At 59.4% G+C, this 25,215-nt stretch carries 19 protein-coding genes; 15 read left to right on the forward strand and 4 right to left on the reverse strand.

Features of this window, described 5'->3' with window-relative positions; genetic code table 11:
• Positions 1–64 precede the first annotated feature (64 nt).
• Positions 65–877 (reverse strand): exodeoxyribonuclease III, encoded by an 813-nt coding sequence (gene xthA, locus FQ185_RS14395; RefSeq protein WP_149417988.1) that lies wholly within the window; start codon positions 875–877, stop codon positions 65–67.
• 174 nt (positions 878–1,051) lie between these two features.
• On the opposite strand from xthA, the gene FQ185_RS14400 reads away from it, so the two are divergent.
• The 7 genes from FQ185_RS14400 to FQ185_RS14430 all read left to right on the forward strand — a co-directional run bounded on the left by FQ185_RS14400 (position 1,052) and on the right by FQ185_RS14430 (position 12,148).
• Positions 1,052–1,702, forward strand: a complete 651-nt coding sequence (locus tag FQ185_RS14400) for an N-acetyltransferase (protein ID WP_149417989.1) — start codon at positions 1,052–1,054, stop codon at positions 1,700–1,702.
• 65 nt (positions 1,703–1,767) lie between these two features.
• The gene (locus tag FQ185_RS14405) at positions 1,768–3,495 is read left to right on the forward strand and encodes an autotransporter assembly complex family protein (RefSeq protein ID WP_149417990.1); all 1,728 of its coding nucleotides are present in this window, start codon (positions 1,768–1,770) and stop codon (positions 3,493–3,495) included.
• Positions 3,492–7,160 carry a translocation/assembly module TamB domain-containing protein gene (locus FQ185_RS14410; RefSeq protein WP_149417991.1) on the forward strand — a complete coding sequence of 1,223 codons (3,669 nt, stop codon included), beginning with the start codon at positions 3,492–3,494 and terminating at the stop codon, positions 7,158–7,160. The genes FQ185_RS14405 and FQ185_RS14410 overlap by 4 nt, the downstream gene beginning before the upstream one ends.
• Before the next feature lie 235 nt (positions 7,161–7,395).
• Complete coding sequence (locus FQ185_RS14415; RefSeq protein ID WP_033057114.1) at positions 7,396–7,869, forward strand: MarR family winged helix-turn-helix transcriptional regulator; 474 nt, start codon at positions 7,396–7,398, stop codon at positions 7,867–7,869.
• Entirely contained in the window at positions 7,866–9,335 is a 1,470-nt protein-coding gene (locus tag FQ185_RS14420) for an efflux transporter outer membrane subunit (protein WP_149417992.1), read from the forward strand. Before FQ185_RS14415 ends, FQ185_RS14420 begins: the two co-directional genes overlap by 4 nt.
• 15 nt (positions 9,336–9,350) lie before the next feature.
• Positions 9,351–10,553, forward strand: a complete 1,203-nt coding sequence (locus tag FQ185_RS14425; RefSeq protein WP_149417993.1) for an efflux RND transporter periplasmic adaptor subunit — start codon at positions 9,351–9,353, stop codon at positions 10,551–10,553.
• A gap of 65 nt (positions 10,554–10,618) precedes the next feature.
• Entirely contained in the window at positions 10,619–12,148 is a 1,530-nt protein-coding gene (locus FQ185_RS14430; protein WP_149417994.1) for a DHA2 family efflux MFS transporter permease subunit, read from the forward strand.
• A gap of 130 nt (positions 12,149–12,278) precedes the next feature.
• Here the strand turns inward: FQ185_RS14430 and lpxH are convergent, their stop codons facing one another.
• Entirely contained in the window at positions 12,279–13,031 is a 753-nt protein-coding gene (gene lpxH, locus FQ185_RS14435) for a UDP-2,3-diacylglucosamine diphosphatase (RefSeq protein WP_149417995.1), read from the reverse strand.
• Entirely contained in the window at positions 13,028–13,534 is a 507-nt protein-coding gene (locus FQ185_RS14440; RefSeq protein WP_149417996.1) for a peptidylprolyl isomerase, read from the reverse strand. Before FQ185_RS14440 ends, lpxH begins: the two co-directional genes overlap by 4 nt.
• A gap of 277 nt (positions 13,535–13,811) precedes the next feature.
• On the opposite strand from FQ185_RS14440, the gene FQ185_RS14445 reads away from it, so the two are divergent.
• Together FQ185_RS14445 and cysS are read left to right on the forward strand one after the other, a co-directional pair.
• Positions 13,812–15,509: a glutamine--tRNA ligase/YqeY domain fusion protein gene (locus FQ185_RS14445; protein ID WP_149417997.1), complete on the forward strand. Its 1,698-nt coding sequence runs from the start codon at positions 13,812–13,814 to the stop codon at positions 15,507–15,509.
• A 15-nt stretch (positions 15,510–15,524) separates the two neighbouring features.
• Positions 15,525–16,907, forward strand: coding sequence for a cysteine--tRNA ligase (gene cysS, locus FQ185_RS14450; protein WP_149417998.1), 1,383 nt, complete (start codon positions 15,525–15,527; stop codon positions 16,905–16,907).
• Between the two features lie 182 nt (positions 16,908–17,089).
• Here cysS and FQ185_RS14455 read toward each other — a convergent pair whose 3' ends face one another.
• Positions 17,090–18,937, reverse strand: a complete 1,848-nt coding sequence (locus tag FQ185_RS14455; protein ID WP_149417999.1) for a sigma-54-dependent Fis family transcriptional regulator — start codon at positions 18,935–18,937, stop codon at positions 17,090–17,092.
• 299 nt (positions 18,938–19,236) lie between these two features.
• On the opposite strand from FQ185_RS14455, the gene FQ185_RS14460 reads away from it, so the two are divergent.
• The 6 genes from FQ185_RS14460 to FQ185_RS14485 are packed head-to-tail and all read left to right on the forward strand — an operon-like array spanning position 19,237 to position 25,173.
• On the forward strand, positions 19,237–20,331 hold the full coding sequence (locus FQ185_RS14460; protein ID WP_149418000.1) for an ABC transporter ATP-binding protein: 1,095 nt from the start codon (positions 19,237–19,239) through the stop codon (positions 20,329–20,331).
• Positions 20,331–21,422 (forward strand): ABC transporter ATP-binding protein, encoded by a 1,092-nt coding sequence (locus FQ185_RS14465; protein WP_149418001.1) that lies wholly within the window; start codon positions 20,331–20,333, stop codon positions 21,420–21,422. The genes FQ185_RS14460 and FQ185_RS14465 overlap by 1 nt, the downstream gene beginning before the upstream one ends.
• Positions 21,423–21,424: 2 nt before the next feature.
• Positions 21,425–22,291: a carbohydrate ABC transporter permease gene (locus FQ185_RS14470; protein ID WP_149418002.1), complete on the forward strand. Its 867-nt coding sequence runs from the start codon at positions 21,425–21,427 to the stop codon at positions 22,289–22,291.
• Positions 22,292–22,299: 8 nt separating this feature from the next.
• Positions 22,300–23,100, forward strand: coding sequence for a carbohydrate ABC transporter permease (locus FQ185_RS14475; RefSeq protein ID WP_149418003.1), 801 nt, complete (start codon positions 22,300–22,302; stop codon positions 23,098–23,100).
• A 10-nt stretch (positions 23,101–23,110) separates the two neighbouring features.
• Complete coding sequence (locus FQ185_RS14480) at positions 23,111–23,383, forward strand: DUF2160 domain-containing protein (RefSeq protein WP_027925091.1); 273 nt, start codon at positions 23,111–23,113, stop codon at positions 23,381–23,383.
• A 47-nt stretch (positions 23,384–23,430) separates the two neighbouring features.
• Positions 23,431–25,173: an ABC transporter substrate-binding protein gene (locus FQ185_RS14485; RefSeq protein WP_149418004.1), complete on the forward strand. Its 1,743-nt coding sequence runs from the start codon at positions 23,431–23,433 to the stop codon at positions 25,171–25,173.
• Positions 25,174–25,215 lie beyond the last annotated feature (42 nt).

A 25,215-nucleotide genomic window follows, 5' to 3' on the forward strand; every position in this document is an offset into this window, starting at 1 on the left:
AGATTTCCGAAAGATGACAGTGATCGTTCCCACGCGGAGCGCGGGAACGATCAGCGGAACCGGATCAGCTCAATTCAAGCCAGATCGGTGCATGATCGGACGGTTTTTCCATTGCGCGCAGATCGTAATCCACGCCCGCATCCTTCACCCGCGGCAACAACCCGTGGGACGCCATGATCAAGTCAATCCGCAGACCACGCTTGGGTTCGTCTTCAAAACCACGGCTACGGTAGTCGAACCAGCTGAAACGGTCGGCCACCTGCGGGTTCAAGTGGCGGAAGCTGTCCACCAGGCCCCAGTTCTTCAAGCGGGCCATCCACTCGCGTTCTTCCGGCAGGAAGCTGCACTTGCCGGTTTTCAGCCAGCGTTTCATGTTGTCCGGACCGATACCGATGTCGCAATCTTCCGGGGAAATATTCACATCGCCCATCACCACAACCGGCTGTTCATTGTTGAACTGGCTTTCCAGCAACTGCTGCAAGTCGCTGTAAAAACGCTCCTTGGCCGGAAACTTGGTGGGATGGTCGCGGCTTTCACCCTGTGGGAAATAACCGTTCATGATGGTCACCGGCACGCCATTGGCGTCGGCAAACGTGCCCCAGATGAAGCGCCGCTGGGCGTCGTCTTCATCGGTGGCAAAGCCTTTATGCAGCGCAAGAGGTTCCCGGCGCGAGAGCAGGGCGACGCCGTAGTGACCCTTTTGCCCGTGGAAATACACGTGATAACCCAGCGCCTGAACCTCGGCCAGCGGGAATTGGTCGTCGTGGACCTTGGTTTCCTGAAGGCCGATCACGTCTGGCTGATGCTTTTCGATCAGCGCTGCCAGCTGATGGGGGCGAGCGCGCAGCCCGTTGATGTTGAAGGAGACGATCTTCATGGTCGGCAGTCCTGGCAAAAGGGCGATGCTAGCTGACATGTAGGATGGGGGCCAGTCCAGTCGATGAAGATCCAGCTTTGGTCTATACCTGTGGGGGAACTGTATTACCACCCAAAGGCTCGTACCAATAAGAGCGCAGTCATTTGAGCTGTGCCCCCGGGGAGAAATACCGTTATGCCTGAAACCTCGACCGCCATCGCCGATATTCACATGCTCGACAGCGGCTATTCCCGCGAAGCACGTTCCCTGTTGTACCAGGCTTACCGCCACGAGCCGACCTTCGGATACCTCTTCGAAGCCGAACGCCCGGGTTATGAACAGCGGGTCCGGGCCACTGTGCGTGAACTGGTCAAACAACACTTTTTTCAGGACTTGCCGGCCATCGGCCTGCTGGTCAATGACCGCTTGATCGGCATCGCCCTGATCGCACCGCCGCAACGTCGACTGGGCATCACTGAAAGCTGGGCCTGGCGCCTGCGCATGGTGCTCAGTACCGGGTTTCGCTGCACCCGGCGTTATCTGGATTACCACGCCGCCGTGATGGCTTGTGTGCCGTCCGACTCGGTGCACGTTCTGCCGTTGCTGGGGGTTCATCCGCAATTCCAGGGCAAACACTTCGGCGAGCAACTGCTGCAAGCGGTGCATAACTGGTGTGCGGTGGATGAACACTCTCAGGGTGTGATCCTCGATACCGGCAATCCTCGTTATCTGGAGTTCTATAAGCGTCAGGGCTATGAGGAAATCGGTGAAGTAGCGGTAGGACCCATCCGCGAACACGTGTTTTTCCACGCCAATCCCCAGGTGTTACAAACAGCAACGGCATAAAGGTAGAACTTTCGCGGCACGCCAGGCTCTATCACGCTCCCACGCTCGTGATAGCATCCGCGCCTATGAAGTTTCCAGGAAGAATTACCAGTGGCGTGCTGATGCTGATTACCAGCTGCGCGGCACTGGCGCAAAGTGAATTGGATGTGCGGATCAAACCGTCCAACGATGAACTGAAGGCCAATATAGAGGGCTATATCGGCAGCCTCGGCGATCGTGACGAAGAAGCCTTGCTGCGCTTCAGTCGTGGCGCCGAAGAACAGGCGCGCAAGGCCGCCCAGGCCTTGGGTTACTACCAGCCGCAGATCGAGACTGACGTGAAGGGCGGCAAGACGCCGCGCCTGATACTCAACATCGATCCCGGTGAACCGATCCATTTGCGCAACGTCACCGTGCGCATCGACGGGCCGGCCGCGTCGCTCAAATCCTTTCGTGTGCCCAAAAGCGCTGCGCTGAAAACCGGCGCAGTGCTCAACCATGGCCATTACGAAGACGCCAAGCGACTGATCCAGAATCAGGCCTCGCGCTACGGCTTTTTCAGTGGGCGTTTTACCAGCCAGAAATTGTCGGTGGACCCGCGAGCCGGCGTCGCCGACATCGAGCTTATCTATAACAGCGGCCCACGCTATTCATTGGGCAAGGTCAGTTTCGAGGGTGACACCCCGTTCGACGAAGATTTGCTGCAACGCATGGTGCCGTTCAAGCAAGGTGCACCGTACGACTCCGAACTGATCGCCGAACTCAATCAGGCCATGCAATCGAGCGGCTACTTCGAAAGTGTGCGGGTGGATGCGGCGCCGACGGCGTCCAAAAACGAAGTGATCCCGGTCGACGTCAAACTCGAAACCCGCAAACCACGGACCATGGGCCTGGGGCTGGGCTATTCCACCGACGTCGGCCCTCGGGTCAAGGCCAACTGGACCCGGCACTGGGTCAACCCTCAGGGGCACAGCTATGGCTGGGAGACCGAAATCTCGGCACCCCGGCAAAACGTCGGTGTGTTCTACGACATTCCCCTGGACCCGCCGCTGACCGACAAACTGCGTTTCGCCGGTGGTTATCAGAACGAAGAAATCGCCGACAAGGACTCCCTCAGCAAACTGCTGACCGTCGGTCCCGAGTGGCACAGCAAGTTGCCCAGCGGTTGGCAGCGGGTGGTGTCGCTCAAATGGCAGCGCGAGGAATACCGGCTCGGTGACGACTCCGGGCTCAGTACCTTGCTGATGCCTGGCGTGAGCTATTCCTACCTGAAAAGCGACAACCGCATCGACCCGCATAACGGCTATCGCCTGGAATTCGAAACCAAAGTGGCCAAGGAAGGGCTGGGTTCGGATAACAACCTGGTCTATGGCACCGCACTGGTGAAAGGCTTGACCACAGTGTTCGACAAACACCGCCTGCTGGGGCGGGTGCAGGTCGGCGGCAGCGCTACCAATGGCTACAAATCGATTCCGCCGTCGTTACGCTTCTTCGCCGGTGGCGATCAGAGCGTGCGCGGTTACGACTATCAAAGTTTGTCCCCGGAAAACTCCGAAGGCGATCGCATCGGTGGCCGTTACATGGTCGCCGGCAGCGTCGAGTATCAGTACTCCGTCGCCGAAAAATGGCGGGTTGCGACCTTTATTGACCAAGGCAACTCCTTTAATACACTCGAACTGCCGAACCTCAAGACCGGAGTCGGTATCGGTGTACGCTGGGTGTCGCCGGTTGGGCCGATTCGCCTCGACCTGGCCCATGCGATGGACGACGACGGCGGCATTCGGTTGCACTTTTCCATGGGGCCTGAGCTGTGAATCGTGGTTTGAAAATAACGCTCTTGGCGATTCTGGCGCTGCTGATGCTGGTCGTCCTGACGCTGGCTACGGTGTTGGGCACTGCGACGGGCAGTCGCTGGGCGCTCGGGTTTGTGCCGGGTTTGACGCTCGAGAATTTCCAGGGGCGTTTGGGCGGACAGTGGAGCGCCGACCATGTGCTGTGGCAGCAGGACAGCAGCCGGGTTGAGCTGGATAAGGTAATTTTCGCCTGGTCGCCGTTGTGCCTGACGCGCATGACCCTGTGTATCGAGCAGCTGAAAGCCGACCAGGTCAGTCTGCAATTCCCGCCGGGCACGGACGAAGAAAGCAGCGGGCCGATCAGTCTTCCTGATCTGCAATTGCCGTTGGCGATCGAGCTGGGCGATGTTCAGGTTGGCAGCTTGCTGTTCAACGGCAGTGAAGAACTCAAGGGCCTACAACTGGCCGCGCACTGGACGGCGCAAGGGTTGCAGATCGACTCGGTGAAGTTGCAGCGTGATGAGCTCAGCCTGAATCTTTCCGGCCTGCTGCAACCCACCGGCAACTGGCCGCTCAAGGCCGAAGGCAAACTGACGCTGCCGGCCCCCGAACCGTGGGCGTTGGCCCTGAAGGTTGACGGCGACTTGTTGAAAACCCTGAATCTGAAAGCCGACAGCAGCGGCTACCTGAACGGGCAACTGACCGGCGAGCTGCAACCGCTGGTAGAGAACCTGCCAGCCAAAGTGCGCATCACCGCCGACGGCTTCAAGCCAAGCGCTGATCTGCCGGACACTTTGCAACTTAATCAACTTGAGCTGACCGGCGATGGCAACTTGAAAAACGGTTACCAATTGCTCGGCAAAGCGACGTTGCCCGCAGAACAGGGCCCGGTCGCGCTACTGCTGCAAGGCAAGGTCGACGCCAACGGCGCGCAGATCGCCGGGTTGGACCTGACGGCCAACGACAAGCAAAGCCTCAAGCTCACAGGGCAGTTGGACTGGAGCAAAGGCCTGAGTGTTGAAGCAAAAATCGACTGGCTGGATTTCCCGTGGCATCGCCTCTATCCGCTGATCGACGAACCCGAAGTGGCGTTGCGCAGCTTCAACGGTGAAGTCTCCTACACCGACGGCAAATACATTGGCAACTTCAAAGCGGCACTCGATGGCCCGGCCGGGGCATTCAGCCTGACCAGCCCGTTCGCCGGTGACCTGACGAAAATCTACCTGCAGCAAATCCAGCTCGAAGCCGGGCAGGGTAAGGCCCAAGGGCACCTGAACTTGCAATTCGCCGACGGCATTGCCTGGGACACTGCACTGGACCTGTCAGCGATCAACCCGGCGTACTGGGTCGCGGAGTTGCCGGGTACCCTGGCCGGACCGCTACGCAGCAAGGGCGAGATGAAGAATGAAAAACTCAGCCTAAGCGCTGATCTCGACTTGAAAGGCAAACTGCGCGGCCAACCGGCAATCATCCAGGCCAAAGCCGATGGCGGCGGCGAGCAATGGAATCTCAGTGCGCTGCAAATTCGCCTGGGCGATAACAGCATCAACGGCAAGGGCAGCCTGCAACAGAAACTCGCCGGGCAGATCGACATCAAGCTGCCGCGCCTGGCCCAGCTCTGGCCACAACTGCGCGGTCAGCTCAATGGCCGGGTTGATGTCGCCGGGACGCTCAAGGCGCCCCAAGGCAAGCTCGGTTTGCAAGGCACACAACTGGCGTTCGAAGACAATCGCCTGCAAAGCCTGAACCTGGACGCCACACTCGACAGCGCGCAACGGGCGAAGGTCGACCTTAAGGGCAGTGGCATTCAGGTCGGTGATACGTCACTCGGGACGCTGACCGCCAGCGGCCAGGGCGATATCAAAAACCAGAAACTGACCCTCGATCTGCAAGGGCCGAAGCTGAAACTCGCGCTCGGTCTCGACGGCAACCTGGACAAAGGCAACTGGCGCGGACGCTTGGCCAGTGGCGATATCCAGGCCGGTGGGCAGAACTGGAAGCTGCAAGGTCCGGCGAAACTTGAACGGCTGGCGGACGGCAAGATCAACTTCGGCGCTCACTGCTGGACGTCTGGCCCGGCCAGCTTGTGCGGCGAAGACCAGCGCTTGATGCCAGAGCCGAAGCTGCGTTATCACCTCAAACAATTCCCGATCGACAGCCTGGCGCAATGGTTGCCGAAGGATTTCGCCTGGAAAGGCCGGCTCAATGCCGATCTGCAACTGGACCTGCCAGCCAGCGGCCCGAACGGCCAGATCAGCATCGATGCCAGCGGCGGCACCCTGCGCATGCGTGAAAAAGACCAGTGGCTGGACTTCCCATACCAGACCCTGACGCTCACCAGCAAACTCACGCCCAAACGCATCGATACCGACCTCAACTTCGTCGGTGGCAAGCTTGGCGAGTTGATGGTCCAGGCACAGATCAATCCGTTGCCGGCGAATAAACCACTGACCGGCTCGTTCCGCTTGAAGGGTCTGGACCTGTCGGTGGCACGGCCGTTCGTGCCCATGGTCGAGAAACTGACCGGGCGATTGAATGGCAGTGGCACGCTCTCGGGCGGGCTGTTGGCGCCGCAGGTCAACGGTAATCTGCTGCTCAGCGACGGCGAGATTTCCGGGCCTGAACTGCCGATGGATTTGGAAGCCTTACAGCTTCAAGCCGTCATCGCCGGCGAAACCGCTCAATTGAACGGCGGCTGGAAAAGCGGCAAGACCGGGCAGGGCAGTTTGAACGGCAACATCGCCTGGGGTCAGGCGCTGGTGGTGGATCTGACGCTCAAGGGCTCGCAGTTGCCGGTCACCGTCGAGCCTTACGCCAAGCTGGAAGTGGCGCCGGACCTGAAGATCTCGATGAAGGACAACAAACTGGCGATCGCCGGCAAAGTGCTGGTGCCCAAGGGCGAGATCACCGTGCGCGAGTTGCCGCCGTCGACGGTCAAGGTCTCCGATGACACGGTGATCGTCGGCCAGCAAACCGAAGCGGGCAAACCGCCGATGGCCATGGCAATGGACATCGATGTGGTCGTGGGGCAGGACAAACTCAGCTTTGCCGGGTTTGGCCTCACCGCCAATCTGCAGGGCCAAGTGCACATCGGCGACAACATGGACACCCGTGGCGAGCTTTGGCTCAACGACGGGCGTTACCGTGCCTACGGTCAGCGGCTGACCGTGCGCCGCGCGCGTTTGCTGTTTGCCGGCCCTATCGACCAGCCGTATCTGGACATCGAAGCGATTCGCCAGACCGACGACGTCATTGCCGGTATTCGCCTCAGCGGCAGTGCCGAACAGCCGACCACGCAGATCTTCTCCGAGCCGGCCATGAGCCAGGAACAAGCGTTGTCCTATCTGGTGCTGGGTCGTCCACTGGCCAGTAGCGGTGAAGACAACAACATGCTCGCCCAAGCGGCGCTTGGGTTGGGTTTGATGGGCAGTTCGGGGGTGACCAGTGGTCTGGCCAAGGACCTGGGGATTCAGGATTTCCAGCTCGATACCCAAGGCAGTGGCAACGCAACCAGCGTAGTGGCCAGCGGCAATCTCTCGGAAAAACTCAGCCTGCGCTATGGCGTCGGGGTGTTCGAGCCGGCCAACACCATTGCTTTGCGCTACAAGCTGAGCAAGAAGGTCTACCTCGAAGCCGCCGGCGGCGTAGCCAGTTCGCTGGACATCTTCTACAAACGGGATTTCTAGTCCCGTTCCCCCATAAATCGAGTCGCCCCAATCGCGGGCAAGCCCGCTCCCACAAGGTCCAGTGTGATCCCTGTGGGAGCGGGCTTGCCCGCGATGGCGTCAGAGTGCCCTCCGCATAATCCGGCGCCATTTATCAGCTAAATACCAAGCAGCCTAACTATTGCGTTGACATTCGCTGCCTAGGCAGTAACATCTCGACATACATTCTCTGCCTAGGCAGCTAATTGGTGGACAGATGAAGCATTTCACCCCAGACGAATTCCACACTTGCCATCTCGGCCTCCTGCTCGGGCGCGCTGCGCTGCTCAAGGACCGGATCATCGACACGCACATGGAACCCCACGGCATCACCGCCGCGCAGTTCAAAGTGCTGATCATCATGGCCCAGTTCGGCGTCGATACCCCGGCCGAGCTGTGCCGTCACTTGTCGCTGGATAGCGGATCGATGACCCGAATGCTCGATCGTCTGGAACAGAAAGGTTTCCTCGCCCGCCAACGCTCCGAAGCGGATCGCCGGCAGGTTCAGCTGGTGCTGACCGAGCAAGGCCAGCAGTTGACTGACCGCCTGCCGGAAATCGGCGCCGACGCCATGAATGAACTGGCTGGCGCGATCACCCCAGAGGAATTGAAAACCCTGGAACAGATCCTGAAGAAAATTCTGGTGGCAGCCGGTGACTCGATCACCCTGCTGCGGGTAGGTGACAAATGAGCAGCAAAACCCTGCGTACCGGCCTGAGCCTGGTGCTGGCGGCCATGACCCTGGCCGGTTGCGCCAGTTACAGCGGTTTGAACACCGAAGGTGTCAGCCTCGATGCGAAAAACCTCAAGGCCGGGCAATCCCTCAGCGGCGTGACCCTGTCGCCAGCGGCCTGGCCGAAAAGCGATTGGTGGAAAAGTCTCGGCGACCCGCAGCTCGACGGCTTGATCCGCGAAGCCTTGCAAGACAGCCCTGACATGCAGATCGCAGATGCCCGCGCCCACCAGGCGAGCGCCGCCGCTTATGCCGCGAATGCCGAGCGGATGCCGACCCTCGATGCCAGCGCCGGCGTCAGCCGTTCGCGTCTGGCCCGGGATCAGGACCCACTTGGGCAAGGTGATGCTTACGCCACCGTGCGAAACATCAGCGCCAGTTTCAATTACAACTTCGACCTCTGGGGCGGTCAGCGTGACGCCTGGGAAGCCGCGTTGGGCCAGGCCCGCGCTGCCGAGATCGATCAGCAGGCCGCGCAACTGACCTTGTCCGCTGATGTGGCTCGCGCTTACAGCGATCTGGGTCAGGCGCACATCGTTTATGACCTGGCCAATGAAGACCTCAAGCGCACCAAACAAATGCTTGATCTGAGCCAGCGTCGCCTCAGTTCCGGGATCGACAGCCAGTACCAGTTCCAGCAAACCGAAAGCCTGGAAGCCAGTTCCGAAGCCAGCCTGATCGACGCCGAAAAACGCCTGCAAAGCGCGAAAATCGCCATGGCCGTGCTGCTCGGCAAAGGTCCGGATCGTGGTAACGACATCGCCCGACCGAAAATTCTTCAGGCCAGCGCTGTAGCGTTGCCATCCGTACTGCCAGCCGAATTGCTCGGTCGCCGTCCAGACCTGGTGGCTGCGCGCTGGCGTGTCGAGGCGGCGAGCAAGAACATCGACGCCGGCAAAACCCGCTTCTACCCCAACCTCAACTTGAGCGCCGCGGCCGGTGCCGAGTCGTTGCTGGGCGATGCGATGTTCGGTTCGGTCAGTCGTTTCTTCAATATCGCGCCGACGATCTCTGTGCCGATTTTCGACGGTGGCCGCCTGCGTGCCGACCTCGATTCGCGCGACGCCGATTACGACCTCGCCGTGGCGCAGTACAACAAAAGCCTGGTGAGAGCCTTGGGCGATGTCAGCGACACCATCAACCAGTTGCGCGATATCGGCCGGCAGATCGGGGCCCAGCAACACGCCACCGACATTGCCCAGGATTCTTACAACACCGTGGTTCAGCGCTACGGTTCCGGCATCGGTAACTACCTGGACGTGCTCAGCATCGAGCAGCAATTGCTCCAGGCCCAGCGTCAGCTGGCCAACCTGAATGCCGAGCAGATCGACCTGTCGATCCAACTGATGCAGGCGCTGGGCGGCGGTTTTCAGGGCGAAACCCTGACCGCAGGCACCGCAACCCCAGCCACGCAGCACAACTAATTCAAGGTAACTGTCATGGCCACTGCCGAAAACACTCAAGCTCCTGACAACACGCCAGACACCAGCAACCCGCGCAAACGCAAAGTCATGCTGGTGGTATTGGCGATCGTGGTGATCCTCGCCGGCGTCGGCGTTTGGGGGTATCACGAATTCTACGGACGCTGGAACGAAAGCACCGACGACGCCTATGTGAACGGCAACGTGGTGGAAATCACCCCGCTGGTCACCGGCACCGTGGTCAGCATCGGTGCCGATGATGGCGACCTGGTCCACGAAGGCCAGGTCTTGATCAATTTCGACCCGAACGATGCCGAAATCAGTCTGCAAAGCGCTCAGGCCAATCTGGCGCGCACCGTGCGTCAGGTACGCGGGTTGTACAGCAATGTCGACGGCATGAAAGCCCAGGTCAACGCCCAGCAGGCTGAAGTGCAAAAGGCCCAGGACAACTTCAACCGTCGGAAAAATCTCGCGGCGGGCGGGGCGATTTCCCAGGAAGAGCTGTCCCATGCTCGCGACGACCTGACCTCGGCGCAAAACGCCCTGGCCAACGCCAGGCAACAGCTGAAAACGACCAGCGCTCTGGTGGATGACACCGTGGTGTCGTCCCACCCGGATGTGATGTCTGCCGCCGCGCAATTGCGTCAGGCTTATTTGAATAACTCCCGCAGCACCTTGATCGCGCCGGTGACCGGTTACGTGGCCAAGCGCTCGGTACAACTGGGCCAACGCGTCCAGCCGGGCACCGCATTGATGGCGGTCATTCCGCTGGATCAGCTGTGGATCGACGCCAACTTCAAGGAAACCCAGCTGCGTGACATGCGCATCGGCCAACCCGTGGACATCGAAGCCGACCTCTACGGCAGCGACGTGAAGTTCAGCGGCACCATCGACAGCCTCGGCGCTGGTACCGGCAGCGCGTTTGCCTTGTTGCCAGCGCAGAACGCCACCGGTAACTGGATCAAGATCGTCCAGCGGGTGCCGGTGCGGATTCACATCAACGCCGAAGAACTGGCCAAGCATCCGTTGCGGGTCGGCCTGTCGACTCAGGTCGATGTGAACCTGCGTGACCAGAGTGGTCCGGTGCTGGCACAACAGCCGCCGCAAAAGGCCTCGTTCAGCACCAACGTCTATGACCGTCAGTTGGCCGAGGCCGACGCGATGATCGCTCAGTTGATCCACGACAACAGCGCTACGGTCAGCAAAACCGTTCAACGCTGATTCGCCAATCCCTCAGCGGCGCCCGTTAAAAGGCGCCGCGCCAGCCAAGTTTCAAAGGATTCGCGATGAGCAATAAAGCCTCTTTCACGCCGCCCAGCCTGGTGCTCAGCACCATCGGCCTGTCGCTGGCGACCTTCATGCAGGTACTCGACACCACTATCGCCAACGTGGCGTTGCCGACGATTTCCGGAAACCTGGGCGTGAGTTCGGAGCAGGGCACTTGGGTAATTACCTCATTCGCCGTCAGCAACGCGATTGCGCTGCCGTTGACCGGTTGGCTCAGTCGGCGTTTTGGTGAGGTGAAGCTGTTTCTCTGGGCAACCATCCTGTTCGTGATTGCCTCGTTTCTCTGTGGTATCTCCACTTCGATGCCCGAGCTGATTGGCTTCCGTGTGTTGCAAGGCCTGGTGGCCGGTCCTCTGTACCCAATGAGTCAGACCCTGCTGATCGCGGTTTATCCGCCCGCCAAGCGTGGCATGGCCCTGGCGTTGCTGGCGATGGTGACGGTGGTGGCGCCGATTGCGGGGCCGATCCTTGGCGGCTGGATTACCGACAGTTACAGCTGGCCGTGGATTTTCTTCATCAACGTGCCGATCGGGATTTTCGCGATGATGGTGGTGCGCTCGCAGCTCAAGGCGCGCCCGGTGGAAACCAGCTACCAGCCGATGGATTACGTCGGTTTGATCACACTGGTCATTGGCGTTGGCGCGTTGCAGGTGATCCTCGACAAGGGCAACGACCTGGATTGGTTCGAGTCGAACTTCATCATTATCGGCGCGGCCATTTCAGTGATAGCGCTGGCGGTGTTCGTGATCTGGGAAATGACCGACAAACACCCAGTGGTCAACCTGCGACTGTTTGCGTACCGCAACTTCCGTATCGGCACCATCGTGCTGGTGGGCGGTTATGCCGGGTTCTTCGGGATCAACCTGATCCTGCCGCAATGGCTGCAAACCCAGATGGGTTACACCGCCACCTGGGCCGGGTTGGCCGTAGCGCCGATCGGGATTCTGCCGGTGTTGATGTCGCCGTTTGTCGGCAAATACGCGCACAAATTCGACCTGCGCTTGCTGGCGGGCGGCGCGTTCCTGTGCATCGGTTTGAGTTGCTTCATGCGCGCCGGGTTTACCAACGAGGTGGACTTCCAGCACATCGCGCTGGTCCAGTTGTTCATGGGTATTGGCGTGGCGCTGTTCTTCATGCCGACCTTGAGTATTTTGATGTCGGACCTGCCACCGAGCCAGATCGCCGACGGCGCAGGCCTTGCGACGTTCCTGCGGACTCTGGGTGGTAGTTTTGCGGCGTCGTTGACCACCTGGATCTGGATTCGCCGGGCGGATCAGCACCATGCTTACTTGAGTGAAAGCATCACTACCTATGAACCGGCAACGCGGGATGCGTTGAACAGTCTGGGCGGGGCGGGTAGCCCTGCGTATGCGCAACTGGATCATGTGCTGACGAGCCAGGCGTACATGCTCTCCACCGTGGATTACTTCACGTTGCTGGGGTGGGGGTTCATTGGGTTGATCTTGCTGGTGTGGCTGGCGAAACCGCCGTTTACGGCGAAGGCCGGGCCTGCTGCCTCAGGCCATTGAGCTCAGGAGATCGTTCCCACGTTCCGCGTGGGAATGCAGCCCGGGACGCTCCGCGTCCCTTCCAAGGCCGAACGCAGAGCGTCCGTTGAGGCATTCCCACGCGGAGCGTGGGAACGATCAATCAGGTCGATCAGGCAGAAGGTGCCGCCAACTGCGGGGGCGGTGCGAAGTCGAACGGTGCAAGGGCAAACCCATTCTCATCCACCTGCAACGCCCACCCCTGACGATCCCAATCCCCCAACACAATGCGCTTGGCCGCCTGCTCGCCAATCTGCAACTTGTGGATGGCGGGGCGGTGGGTATGCCCGTGGATCAAGGTCTTCACGCCATGGGCCTGCATGACCCGCGGCACTTCGTCCGGGGTGACATCCACGATGTCATTGGCCTTCATCCGCGTTTGCGCGCGGCTTTCGTTGCGCAGCTTGCGCGCCAGTTTCTGCCGGGTGCCCAAAGGAAGGTGCCGCAGGATGAACCGGGTGATCGGGTTGCGCAGATAGCGACGCAGCTTCATATACGCTTCGTCGCGGGTGCAGAGGCTGTCGCCGTGCATCAATAGCACGGGCTCGCCGTAAAGCTGCACGACACTCGGATCCTTCAATAACGTGCAGCCGGCCTGTTTGCAAAAGGCCTGGCCGAGCATGAAGTCGCGATTGCCGTGCATCAGAAAAATCGCCGTGCCGCTGTCGCTGAGGTCGCGCAGGGCCTGGCAGATGGAACGCTGGAACGGCGTCATGGCATCGTCGCCAATCCACGCCTCGAAAAAGTCGCCCAGAATGTACAACGCACTCGCCGAGCGGGCGCGTCCGGCGAGTAAATCCAGAAACGCCCGGGTTACGTCCGGGCGCTCCTCTTCCAGATGCAAGTCTGAAATCAGCAGTATCACGCTTCGATGATCTCGGCTTTCTCGATGATCACGTCTTCTGCCGGTACGTCCTGGTGGCCGGATTTCATGGTGGTGGAAACACCTTTGATCTTGTCGACAACGTCGGTGCCTTCAACAACTTTGGCGAATACGGCGTAGCCCCAGCCCTGAGTGGTTTTGGCGCTGTGGTTCAGGAAGCTGTTGTCAGCCACGTTGATGAAGAACTGGGCGGAAGCCGAATGCGGCTCCATGGTGCGCGCCATGGCCACGGTGTACTTGTCGTTCGGCAGGCCGTTGTCGGCTTCGTTCTGGATGCTGCCGCGCTTGTCTTTCTTTTCTTTCATGCCTGGCTCGAAACCGCCGCCCTGGATCATGAAGTTACCGATGACGCGGTGGAAAACAGTGTTTTCGTAGTGACCGGCTTTGACGTACTCGATGAAGTTGGCAACGGTCAGCGGTGCCTTTTCAGCGTTCAGTTCCAGGACGATGTCGCCATGGTTGGTGGTCAGTTTGACTTGGGTCATGATCGGGGACTCTTTATAAAAGAAGCGTTTTCTAGGAATTCGTGGGTTTCGGGGCGTTGAAGCCCTCAACCGGTCCGGCCAATTTTGGCCAAGATGCGCAGTTTAGCGTGCCAAGCGCGAATTTCGAGGCTGTTTTTCATTTGCACCCGATTAAATGCAGCCGTTTTTTGCCCTGCGCTGTCAGCGACTTGACGGCATCGGCTATGATAAGCCCCTTTGTTTTAACCGCCGCTTTGATTTGGCCAACTGGCCGCGCACTTGTACGTTCAAGGATCCTATGAGCAAGCCCACTGTCGACCCTACCTCGAATTCCAAGACCGGCCCTGCCGTGCCGGTCAATTTCCTGCGCCCGATCATCCAGGCGGACCTGGACTCGGGTAAGCACACGCAGATCGTCACCCGTTTCCCGCCTGAGCCCAACGGCTACCTGCACATCGGTCACGCCAAGTCGATTTGCGTGAACTTCGGCCTGGCCCAGGAATTCGGTGGCGTCACGCACCTGCGTTTCGACGACACCAACCCGGCCAAGGAAGACCAGGAATACATCGACGCGATCGAAAGCGACATCAAATGGCTGGGCTTCGAATGGTCCGGCGAAGTGCGCTACGCCTCGCAGTATTTCGACCAGTTGCACGACTGGGCCGTTGAGCTGATCAAGGCCGGCAAGGCCTACGTCGACGACCTGAGCCCGGAGCAAGCCAAGGAATACCGCGGCACCCTGACCGAACCGGGTAAGAACAGCCCGTTCCGCGACCGCTCGGTCGAAGAAAACCTCGACTGGTTCGCCCGCATGAAGGCCGGCGAATTCCAGGACGGCGCACGCGTATTGCGGGCCAAGATCGACATGGCCTCGCCGAACATGAACCTGCGCGACCCGATCATGTATCGCATCCGTCACGCGCATCACCACCAGACCGGTGACAAGTGGTGCATCTACCCGAATTACGACTTCACCCACGGTCAGTCGGACGCCATCGAAGGCATCACCCACTCGATCTGCACCCTGGAGTTCGAAAGCCACCGTCCGCTGTACGACTGGTTCCTGGACGCTCTGCCAGTACCGGCGCACCCGCGTCAGTACGAATTCAGCCGCCTGAACCTGAACTACACCATCACCAGCAAGCGCAAGCTCAAGCAACTGGTCGATGAAAAGCACGTGTTCGGCTGGGACGATCCGCGCATGTCCACGCTGTCCGGCTTCCGCCGCCGTGGCTACACGCCGAAATCGATCCGCAACTTCTGCGAAATGGTCGGCACCAACCGTTCCGACGGCGTGGTCGACTTCGGCATGCTCGAATTCAGCATCCGCGACGACCTCGATCACAGCGCCCCGCGTGCCATGTGCGTGCTGCGTCCGCTGAAAGTCGTGATCACCAACTACCCGCAAGACCAGGTCGAGAACCTCGAATTGGCGTGCCACCCGAAAGAAGACATGGGCGTGCGCGTCCTGCCGTTCGCCCGTGAGATCTACATCGACCGTGAAGACTTCATGGAAGAGCCGCCAAAAGGCTACAAGCGCCTGGAGCCAAACGGCGAAGTGCGTCTGCGCGGCAGCTACGTGATCCGTGCCGACGAAGCGATCAAGGACGCCGATGGCAACATCGTCGAACTGCGTTGCTCCTACGACCCGGAAACCCTGGGCAAGAACCCTGAAGGCCGCAAGGTCAAAGGCGTGGTGCACTGGGTGCCGGCGGCTGCCAGTGTCGAGTGCGAAGTGCGCCTATACGATCGTCTGTTCCGTTCGGCCAACCCTGAGAAGGCCGAAGACAGCGCCAGTTTCCTGGACAACATCAACCCTGACTCGCTGCAAGTTCTCACCGGTTGTCGTGCCGAGCCTTCGCTGGGCAATGCACAGCCGGAAGACCGTTTCCAGTTCGAGCGCGAAGGTTACTTCTGCGCGGATATCAAGGACTCGAAACCAGGTGCTCCGGTATTCAACCGTACCGTGACCTTGCGTGATTCGTGGGGCCAGTGATTCAAGGAACATAAAGTGCTTACGATCTACAACACGCTCACCAAGAGCAAAGAAGTCTTCAAGCCGCTGGATGGCAACAATGTGCGCATGTACGTCTGCGGGATGACCGTGTACGACTACTGCCACATTGGCCACGGCCGCAGCATGGTTGCGTTTGACCTGGTGACCCGCTGGTTGCGGTTCAGCGGCTATAACCTGACTTATGTGCGCAACATCACCGACATTGAAGACAAGATCATCAATCGGGCCAAGGAGAACGGCGAGCCGTTCGACGTGCTGACCGAGCGCATGATCACCGCAATGCACGAGGACGAGGCGCGCCTCAACATCCTCAAGCCGGACATGGAGCCGCGGGCCACCGATCATATCCCTGGCATGCTGAGCATGATCCAGACCCTGATCGACAAGGGTTACGCCTACGCCCCGGGCAATGGCGACGTGTATTACCGCGTCGCCAAGTTCATGGGCTACGGCAAGCTGTCACGCAAGAAAATCGAAGACCTGCGCATCGGCGCACGGATCGAAGTCGACGAGTCAAAACAGGACCCGCTGGACTTCGTGTTGTGGAAAGCCACCAAGCCGGGCGAGCCGAGCTGGCCATCGCCGTGGGGCGACGGTCGTCCGGGCTGGCACATCGAGTGCTCGGTGATGTCGACCTGCTGCCTCGGCGAGACCTTCGACATTCATGGCGGCGGCAGCGACCTTGAGTTCCCGCACCATGAAAACGAAATCGCCCAGAGCGAAGCGGCCACCGGCAAGACCTACGCCAACGCGTGGATGCATTGCGGCATGATTCGCATCAATGGCGAGAAGATGTCCAAGTCCTTGAACAACTTCTTCACCATCCGCGACGTGCTGGAAAAGTATCACCCGGAAGTCGTGCGTTACCTGCTGGTGTCGAGCCACTACCGCAGCGCGATCAACTACTCGGAAGACAACCTCAAGGACGCCAAAGGCGCACTCGAGCGTTTCTACCATGCGTTGAAAGGCCTTCCGAACGTTGCGCCGGCCGGTGGCGAAGCCTTTGTCGAGCGCTTCACTCAGGTGATGAACGATGACTTTGGCACGCCGGAAGCCTGTGCAGTGCTGTTCGAGATGGTGCGCGAGATCAACCGTCTGCGTGAGAGCGATCTCAACGCGGCGGCCGGTTTGGCAGCTCGTTTGAAGGAACTGGCCAGCGTGCTGGGTGTGTTGCAGCTCGAAGCCGATGACTTCTTGCAGGCCGGCGCTGAAGGGCGGGTTGATGCGGCTGAAGTCGATGCGCTGATTGCTGCGCGTCTGGCGGCTCGTGCCAACAAGAACTGGGCAGAATCCGACCGCATCCGCGACCAGCTCACCGCCATGGGCGTAGTGCTGGAAGACGGGAAGGGCGGCACGACCTGGCGTCTGGCTGACTGATGATCGTTCCCACGCTGCGCGTGGGAATGCCTCAACGGACGCTCCGCGTTCGGCTCTGGATGGGACGCGGAGCGTCCCGGGCTGCATTCCCACGCAGAGCGTGGGAACGATCACTATCCCCCTGTGGGAGCGAGCCTGCTCGCGAAGGTCTCAAGCCCGCCGCCGTCAGTGCGGTTCGCTCGTCATTCGACCTGGCGCAATCGCTTGTAAAGAGTATTGCGGCTAACCCCCAGCCGTCGGGCCAAGTGCGAAATATTTCCCCCAGCCGCCTGCAACTGCCGATTCAAGTCCTCGGCATCATTCAAATCCACCGCCAGCGGCTCCGGCGTCTCAACCGGCTCCATCTCCAGATCCACAAAAAAATCATCCGGCAAATGCTCCGGCCGTACCGGTTGTTCCTCGGCCATGGCCAGCGCCACCTGCATCACGCTGCTGACCTGGCGCAAATTCCCCGGCCACGGGTGGCGTCCGAACAACTCCAATACCTCTCTGCTCAAGCCGGCCCATTGGCTCGGTTCGCGGTGCTGTTCCCACAGACGTTTGAACAAGGCTTTTTTATCACTGCGCTCTCTTAACGGCGGCAGTTCCAGGGTCAAACCACCAATTCGGTAATACAAATCTTCGCGGAAACGCCCCAACTGAACCTGTTCGCGCAACGAGCGGTTGGTCGCCGAAATAATCCGGATATCCACCGGGAACAACTCACTGCTGCCCACCGGTTGTACGCAACGCTCCTGCAACACCCGCAACAGTCGAGCTTGGGTCGGCAGTGGCATGTCGCCGATTTCATCGAGGAATAACGTGCCTTTATCTGCCTTGCGAATCAGCCCGATGCTGCCTTTCTGATTGGCGCCGGTAAACGCGCCTTTCTCGTAGCCAAACAGCTCAGACTCTACCAGTTCGGCGGGGATCGCCGCACAGTTGACGGCGATGAACAGCTGTTTGCTCCGGGAACTGGCTTGATGCAGGGCTTTGACGAAGACTTCCTTGCCGACCCCGGTTTCGCCGTGGATCAGCAGCGGAATGTCCTTTTCCAGTAAGCGCTCGGCCTGACGCACGGCTTTTTCCACGCGACTGTCGCCAAAATGCAGAGTGTTCAGGCTGATCGCCGCCGGAGCTGCGATGGCAGGTCCGGCGCTCTTGGGTTCAGAAAACAACCGCGCCTGAATCGGTGCCTGTTTCGGTCGCTTCAACAGGCACTGGAAGCGGTTGCGCCCCGAAGCTTGCAGGGCGAAGGGCAGGCCGTCGGGCTGGTTCAGCAGTTCCAGCAGCGAGACTTTGAACAGACTTTCGATGCTGACCCGCGACAGGCTGATGCCCAGCAGATTGTCGGCGCGGCGGTTGGCCGACAGCACCTGACCGGTTTCATCGAAGATCAACAACCCGGCCCATTGGCTGTCGAGGTTATTCAGCCCGGTGTTGAAGGTCAGCTGGAAATGCTGGCCATGGAACAGGTTGAGGATCAGCCGGTTCTCCACGGTCTGGCTCATCATCTTGACCATGCCGAGGGTGTGGGACGGCGGCAGGTAACTGTCGCTGGACACATCCAGTACGGCGATCACCTTGCGTTCGGCATCGAAAATCGGCGCGGCAGAACCCGTCATGAAACGGTTGGCTTTGAGAAAGTGTTCATCGTGCTCGATATGCACTGCCTGCTCGCAGGCCAGCGCGGTGCCAATGGCGTTGGTGCCGCTGCAGCGCTCCATCCAGCTGGCGCCGGCACTGAAACCGCGGGTCAGGTTCGGTTCGATGAAACGCTGGGTGCCCCAGGACGTCAACACCTGACCCTGATTGTCGGCGAGCATGATCAGGCAATTGGAGTTGCTCAGGATATTTTCGTAATACGGCAGGACTTCCTGGTGGGTGGTCTGCACCAGGGAATGCTGGTTTTCCAGCAACTGCGCGATGCCCTCGGCCGGTAGTTGATCGAACGCCGGGGCGCTCTGATGGTTAAGACCGAATGCGCGGCAACGGGACCAGGAGTCCTGGATGATGGCATCGTGGGAGAGCGGCGAGGCGGGTGCGGCCATGGCAGTCGTTCTCTGAGCATTATTATTTTTGTTATGAGCAACGCGAGTTCATCCAATTACACAGGATCGTGGTGATTTCGGACGCTAAAGCTTCCGTAGAGTGTTGTTCACTATTGTTCATTGTCAACCGGCGGATTGTTCAATTGTTCAGTCGCGGTTGTTCATTTCTGTTCAGCAACGAAAGTGGTTTTACTGTTGGCGTGGCATTTTTCAAGTCGTTTCAAAGGCTTGCAATTTTTGGCACGAAAGTCGCTCTGTTGCTCCGGTCGCTTGACTCCAAATAATAAAAAGGCCGAGCCATGTCATTAACCCTGGAGCACGTCAGCCGCACCGTCGAGGGCCAGACCTGGATCGACGATGCTTGCCTCAATTTCGAACCCGGATCTTTCAACGTTTTGCTCGGGCGCACGCTGTCCGGCAAAACCAGTCTCATGCGCCTGATGGCCGGCCTGGACAAGCCCGACAGCGGTCGCATCCTGATGAACGGCGTCGACGTCACCCAGCGCCCGGTGCGTCTGCGCAATGTGTCGATGGTCTATCAGCAATTCATCAACTACCCGACCATGACCGTCTTCGAGAACATCGCCTCGCCGCTGCGCCAGGGTGGCGTTTCCAATGAGCTGATCCAGAGCAAAGTGCTGGAAACCGCGAAGATGCTGCGCATCGAAAAATTCCTTCAGCGCCATCCCCTCGAACTTTCCGGTGGCCAGCAACAGCGCACCGCCATGGCCCGGGCGCTGGTCAAGGATGCAGAACTGATCCTGTTCGACGAGCCGCTGGTCAACCTCGACTACAAGCTGCGCGAAGAACTGCGTCAGGAAATGCGCGAGCTGTTCAAGGCTCACCACACCATCGCCATCTACGCCACCACCGAGCCCAACGAAGCCCTGGCCCTGGGTGGCACTACGACCATTCTTCACGAAGGCCGGGTGATCCAGAGCGGCAAATCCGCCGAGGTCTATCACCAACCGCAAACCGTGCTGGCCGCCGAGCTGTTTTCCGAGCCGCCGATCAACCTGATGCCGGGACGCATTGCCGGCAACGAAGTGAGTTTTGCCAATTTCGTGCACTTCCCGCTTAACGTCGATCTGCGGCCAGTGGGCGAGGGCGAGTTTCGTTTCGGCGTACGGCCCAGCCATATTTCGCTGGTGCCAAGCAACGACGATGACCTGGAACTGGCGGTGACCGTCGAGGTGGCTGAAATCAGCGGTTCGGAAACCTTCCTGCACGTGCGCAACGAGCATTTCCTGGTGGTGCTGCACTTGCCCGGCGTCCACGAATACGACGTCGATGCGCCGATTCGCATCTACATCCCGACCCATAAACTGTTTGTGTTCGATACGCAGGGGCGGCTGGTCCAGGCGCCCGGTCGCCGCATCGCGAGGGTTGCCTGATGGCCGAAATCCGTTTGCAGCACCTCGCCCACAGTTACACCCGCACGCCGAGCGGGCCCGAGGATTACGCGATCCGCGAGATGGACCATGTCTGGGAGCAGGGCGGTGCCTACGCCTTGCTCGGGCCTTCGGGCTGCGGCAAGTCGACCTTGCTCAACATCATTTCCGGGCTGCTCAGCCCGTCCCAGGGGCAAGTGCTGTTCGACAACAAAGTGGTCAACGATCTGACCCCGGAGAAGCGCAACATCGCTCAGGTTTTCCAGTTTCCGGTGGTCTACGACACCATGACGGTGTTCGACAACCTGGCGTTTCCACTGCGCAATCAGGGCATGGCCGAAGCGAAAATTCATACCAAAGTGCAGGAAATTGCCGAGGTCCTCGACCTCCAGGCGCTACTGAGCAAGAAGGCCCGCAACCTCACCGCCGATGAAAAGCAGAAGGTCTCCATGGGCCGAGGGCTGGTGCGCGATGACGTATCAGCCATCCTGTTCGACGAGCCGCTGACGGTGATCGACCCGCACCTGAAGTGGAAACTGCGGCGCAAGCTCAAGCAGATTCACGAGCAGTTCAACATCACCATGGTCTACGTCACCCACGATCAGCTGGAGGCCTCGACCTTTGCCGACAAGATTGCAGTGATGTATGGCGGGCAGATCGTGCAGTTCGGTACGCCGCGAGAACTGTTCGAGCGACCCAGTCACACCTTTGTCGGCTATTTCATCGGCAGCCCGGGGATGAACCTGATCGCGGTGCAGCCGCAGCCGGGAGGTGTCGGTTTCGCGTCGACTCATTTGCCTTTGTCTGACGCGCAACAGACACGAATCGCCGAATCGGAGTGGAAAACCCTGAAGGTCGGCATCCGTCCAGAGTTCATCCATGTCTGGGATGAGCCCTTTGACGACGCGATGCAGGCACAGGTCGTACACGTCGAAGACCTTGGCACCTACAAGATCATGACCCTGAACCTCGACGGCGCACCGCTGAAAGTGCGCCTGGCCGAAGACAAGCCAGTGCCTGAGGGAACCGCCTGCATCAGCTTTCCGGCGCAATGGCTGATGGTCTATGCCGACGATTACCTCTTGGAGACGTAGCCATGAACAAGGTGCAGAACAACAAGGCCTGGTGGCTGGTGTTGCCGGTATTTTTGCTGGTGGCGTTCAGTGCGGTAATCCCGATGATGACCGTGGTCAACTACTCGGTGCAGGACATCTTCGATCAATCCAGCCGCTACTTCGTTGGTGCCGACTGGTACCGACAGGTATTGCTTGATCCACGGCTGCATGACTCGCTGCTGCGGCAATTCATCTATTCCGGCTGCGTGTTGCTGATCGAAATTCCGCTGGGCATCGGCATCGCCCTGACCATGCCGACCAAGGGGCGCTGGTCGTCGCTGGTGCTGATCATCCTGGCGATACCGTTGCTGATTCCGTGGAACGTGGTGGGGACGATCTGGCAGATCTTCGGTCGGGCGGACATTGGCCTGCTCGGCGCGAGCCTCAAGGCCATGGGGCTGAATTACAACTATGCGGCCAACACCATGGACGCCTGGGTCACGGTGCTGGTGATGGACGTCTGGCACTGGACGTCGTTGGTGGCGCTGTTGTGTTTCTCGGGGCTGCGGGCGATTCCGGACGTGTACTACCAGGCGGCGCGGATTGATCGGGCGTCGGCCTGGTCGGTTTTCCGACACATCCAGTTGCCCAAGCTGAAAAGTGTGTTGCTGATCGCGGTGATGCTGCGGTTCATGGACAGTTTCATGATTTACACCGAGCCGTTCGTGCTCACCGGTGGCGGTCCGGGGAATGCCACGACCTTCTTGAGTCAGACTTTGACGCAGATGGCTGTAGGGCAATTCGACCTCGGTCCGGCGGCGGCTTTCTCGCTGGTGTACTTCCTGATCATCCTGTTGGTGTCCTGGCTGTTCTACACCGCCATGACTCACTCTGACGCCAACCGCTGAGGTCCGCCATGAGCAAGAGAAAACTGATCCCGCTGCTGATCTACATCCTGTTCCTGCTGGTGCCAATTTACTGGCTGCTGAACATGTCCTTCAAGAGCAACACCGAAATCCTCGGCGGCCTGACGCTGTTTCCGCAGGACTTCACCTTCGCCAACTACAAGGTGATCTTCACCGATCCGAGTTGGTACAACGGTTACCTCAACTCGCTGTACTACGTGAGCCTGAACACGGTGATCTCCCTGAGCGTGGCATTGCCGGCGGCGTATGCGTTCTCGCGCTATCGGTTCCTCGGTGACAAGCACCTGTTCTTCTGGCTCCTGACCAATCGCATGGCACCACCGGCGGTGTTTTTGCTGCCGTTCTTCCAGCTGTATTCCTCGATTGGTTTGTTCGATACGCACATCGCCGTGGCGTTGGCACATTGCCTGTTTAACGTGCCGTTGGCGGTGTGGATTCTTGAAGGCTTCATGTCCGGCGTGCCCAAGGAAATCGACGAAACCGCCTACATCGATGGCTACAGTTTCCCCAAGTTCTTCGTGAAGATTTTCGTGCCACTGATTGGCTCCGGGATTGGTGTTACGGCATTTTTCTGCTTCATGTTTTCCTGGGTCGAACTGCTGCTGGCGCGAACGCTGACGTCGGTCAATGCCAAGCCGATTGCGGCGGTGATGACTCGCACGGTCTCGGCGTCCGGCATCGACTGGGGCGTACTGGCGGCGGCGGGGGTGTTGACTATCCTGCCGGGCATGCTGGTGATCTGGTTTGTTCGCAACCACGTGGCCAAAGGCTTCGCCCTGGGCCGGGTCTGAGGAGCTGATGATGGAATGGATGAGTTGGACGGTTCCGACAGCGGCGTTTTTCATCGTCATTGGCCTGATCCTGGTGGGCATGACGACTTGGGAATTGCGTTCGCCGAGTATTCTTCGCCGTGGTTTGTTGCCGATTGCCACCACCCGTGGCGATCGGTTGTTTATCGGTCTTCTCGGCAGCGCCTACCTGCATTTGCTGGTAATTGGCGTCACCGACTGGAGCATCTGGGTGGCGTCCGCGTTATCCCTGGTGTGGCTGTTGGCTGTGATGCGTTGGGGCTAGTCGAATCGCTCGGCAAAATTGCTCCGAAACCTAAACAGGAGGTCTCTATGTTCGACAAAAACAATAAGCTGCGACATAGCGTTTCATTGGCAGCCATGCTGACACTCAGCGGGCTGAGCGCTGCGGCCTGGGCCGATGCCTATGAAGACGCCGCAAAGAAATGGATTGGCAGCGAATTCAAACCGTCCACGCTGACACCAGAGCAGCAGCTCGCGGAGTTGAAATGGTTCATCAAGGCCGCCGAGCCATTTCGCGGGATGAACATCAAGGTGGTCTCGGAAACCATCGCGACCCACGAATATGAATCCAAAGTGCTGGCCAAAGCCTTTACCGAGATTACCGGGATCAAGTTGACCCACGACTTGCTGCAGGAAGGCGACGTGGTGGAGAAACTGCAGACCCAGATGCAGTCGGACAAGAACATTTATGACGGCTGGGTCAACGATTCGGACCTGATCGGCACGCACTTTCGCTATGGCAAGACCCAATCGATCACCGACCTGATGGCCAACGAAGGCAAGAACTTCACTTCGCCGACCCTGGACATCAAGGACTTCATCGGCATCTCCTTCACCACCGCACCGGACGGCAAGATCTATCAACTGCCCGACCAACAATTCGCCAACCTTTACTGGTTCCGCGCCGACTGGTTCGAACGTGCGGATCTAAAAGCCAAATTCAAGGAGAAGTACGGCTACGAGTTGGGCGTGCCGGTGAACTGGTCGGCCTATGAAGACATCGCCAAATTCTTCAGCGAAGACGTCAAGGAAATCGACGGCAAGCGTATCTACGGGCACATGGACTACGGCAAAAAAGACCCTTCCCTCGGCTGGCGCTTCACCGATGCCTGGTTCTCCATGGCCGGCGCTGGCGACAAAGGCATACCCAACGGTTTGCCGGTGGACGAGTGGGGCATCCGCGTCGAAGATTGTCATCCGGTCGGTTCAAGCGTGACCCGTGGCGGCGACACCAATGGCCCGGCGGCGGTCTATGCGACGCAAAAATACGTCGACTGGCTCAAAGCCTATGCGCCACCGGAAGCGGCCGGGATGACTTTCTCCGAATCCGGTCCGGTGCCTTCCCAAGGCAACATTGCCCAGCAGATTTTCTGGTACACCGCATTCACCGCCGACATGACCAAACCGGGCCTGCCAGTGATGAACGCCGACGGCACGCCGAAATGGCGCATGGCGCCATCGCCACGCGGACCGTACTGGGAGGAGGGCATGAAGCTGGGGTATCAGGACGTGGGTTCCTGGACTTTCATGAAGTCCACGCCTGAGAAACAGAAACTCGCAGCTTGGCTCTACGCGCAGTTCGTGACCTCGAAAACCGTTTCGCTGAAGAAAACCATCGTCGGCCTGACCCCGATCCGCGAGTCGGATATCAACTCGCAAGCCATGACCGACCTGGCACCGAAGCTCGGTGGTCTGGTCGAGTTCTACCGCAGCCCGGCCCGCGTGCAATGGACCCCGACCGGGACCAACGTGCCGGACTACCCGCGTCTGGCGCAACTGTGGTGGAGCCATATCGCCGAAGCAGCGAGCGGCGAGAAAACTCCGCAACAGGCACTCGACGGCCTGGCCAAGGATCAGGACGCGATCATGACCCGTCTCGAACGCTCGAAGGCACAAGCCACCTGCGCACCGAAAATGAACCCCGAGCGCGATGCGCAGTACTGGTTCGATCAGCCGGGTGCTCCGAAACCGAAATTGGCGAACGAGAAACCTAAAGGTGAAACCGTGAGTTATGCCGAACTGCTGAAATCGTGGGAGGCGGCGCGTAAGTAGGAAACCGTGCGGCGTTGTTGAACGGCACCTGCGGGTGCCGTT

The sequence above is a fragment of the Pseudomonas sp. ANT_H12B genome (assembly GCF_008369325.1).
Lineage (GTDB): Bacteria > Pseudomonadota > Gammaproteobacteria > Pseudomonadales > Pseudomonadaceae > Aquipseudomonas.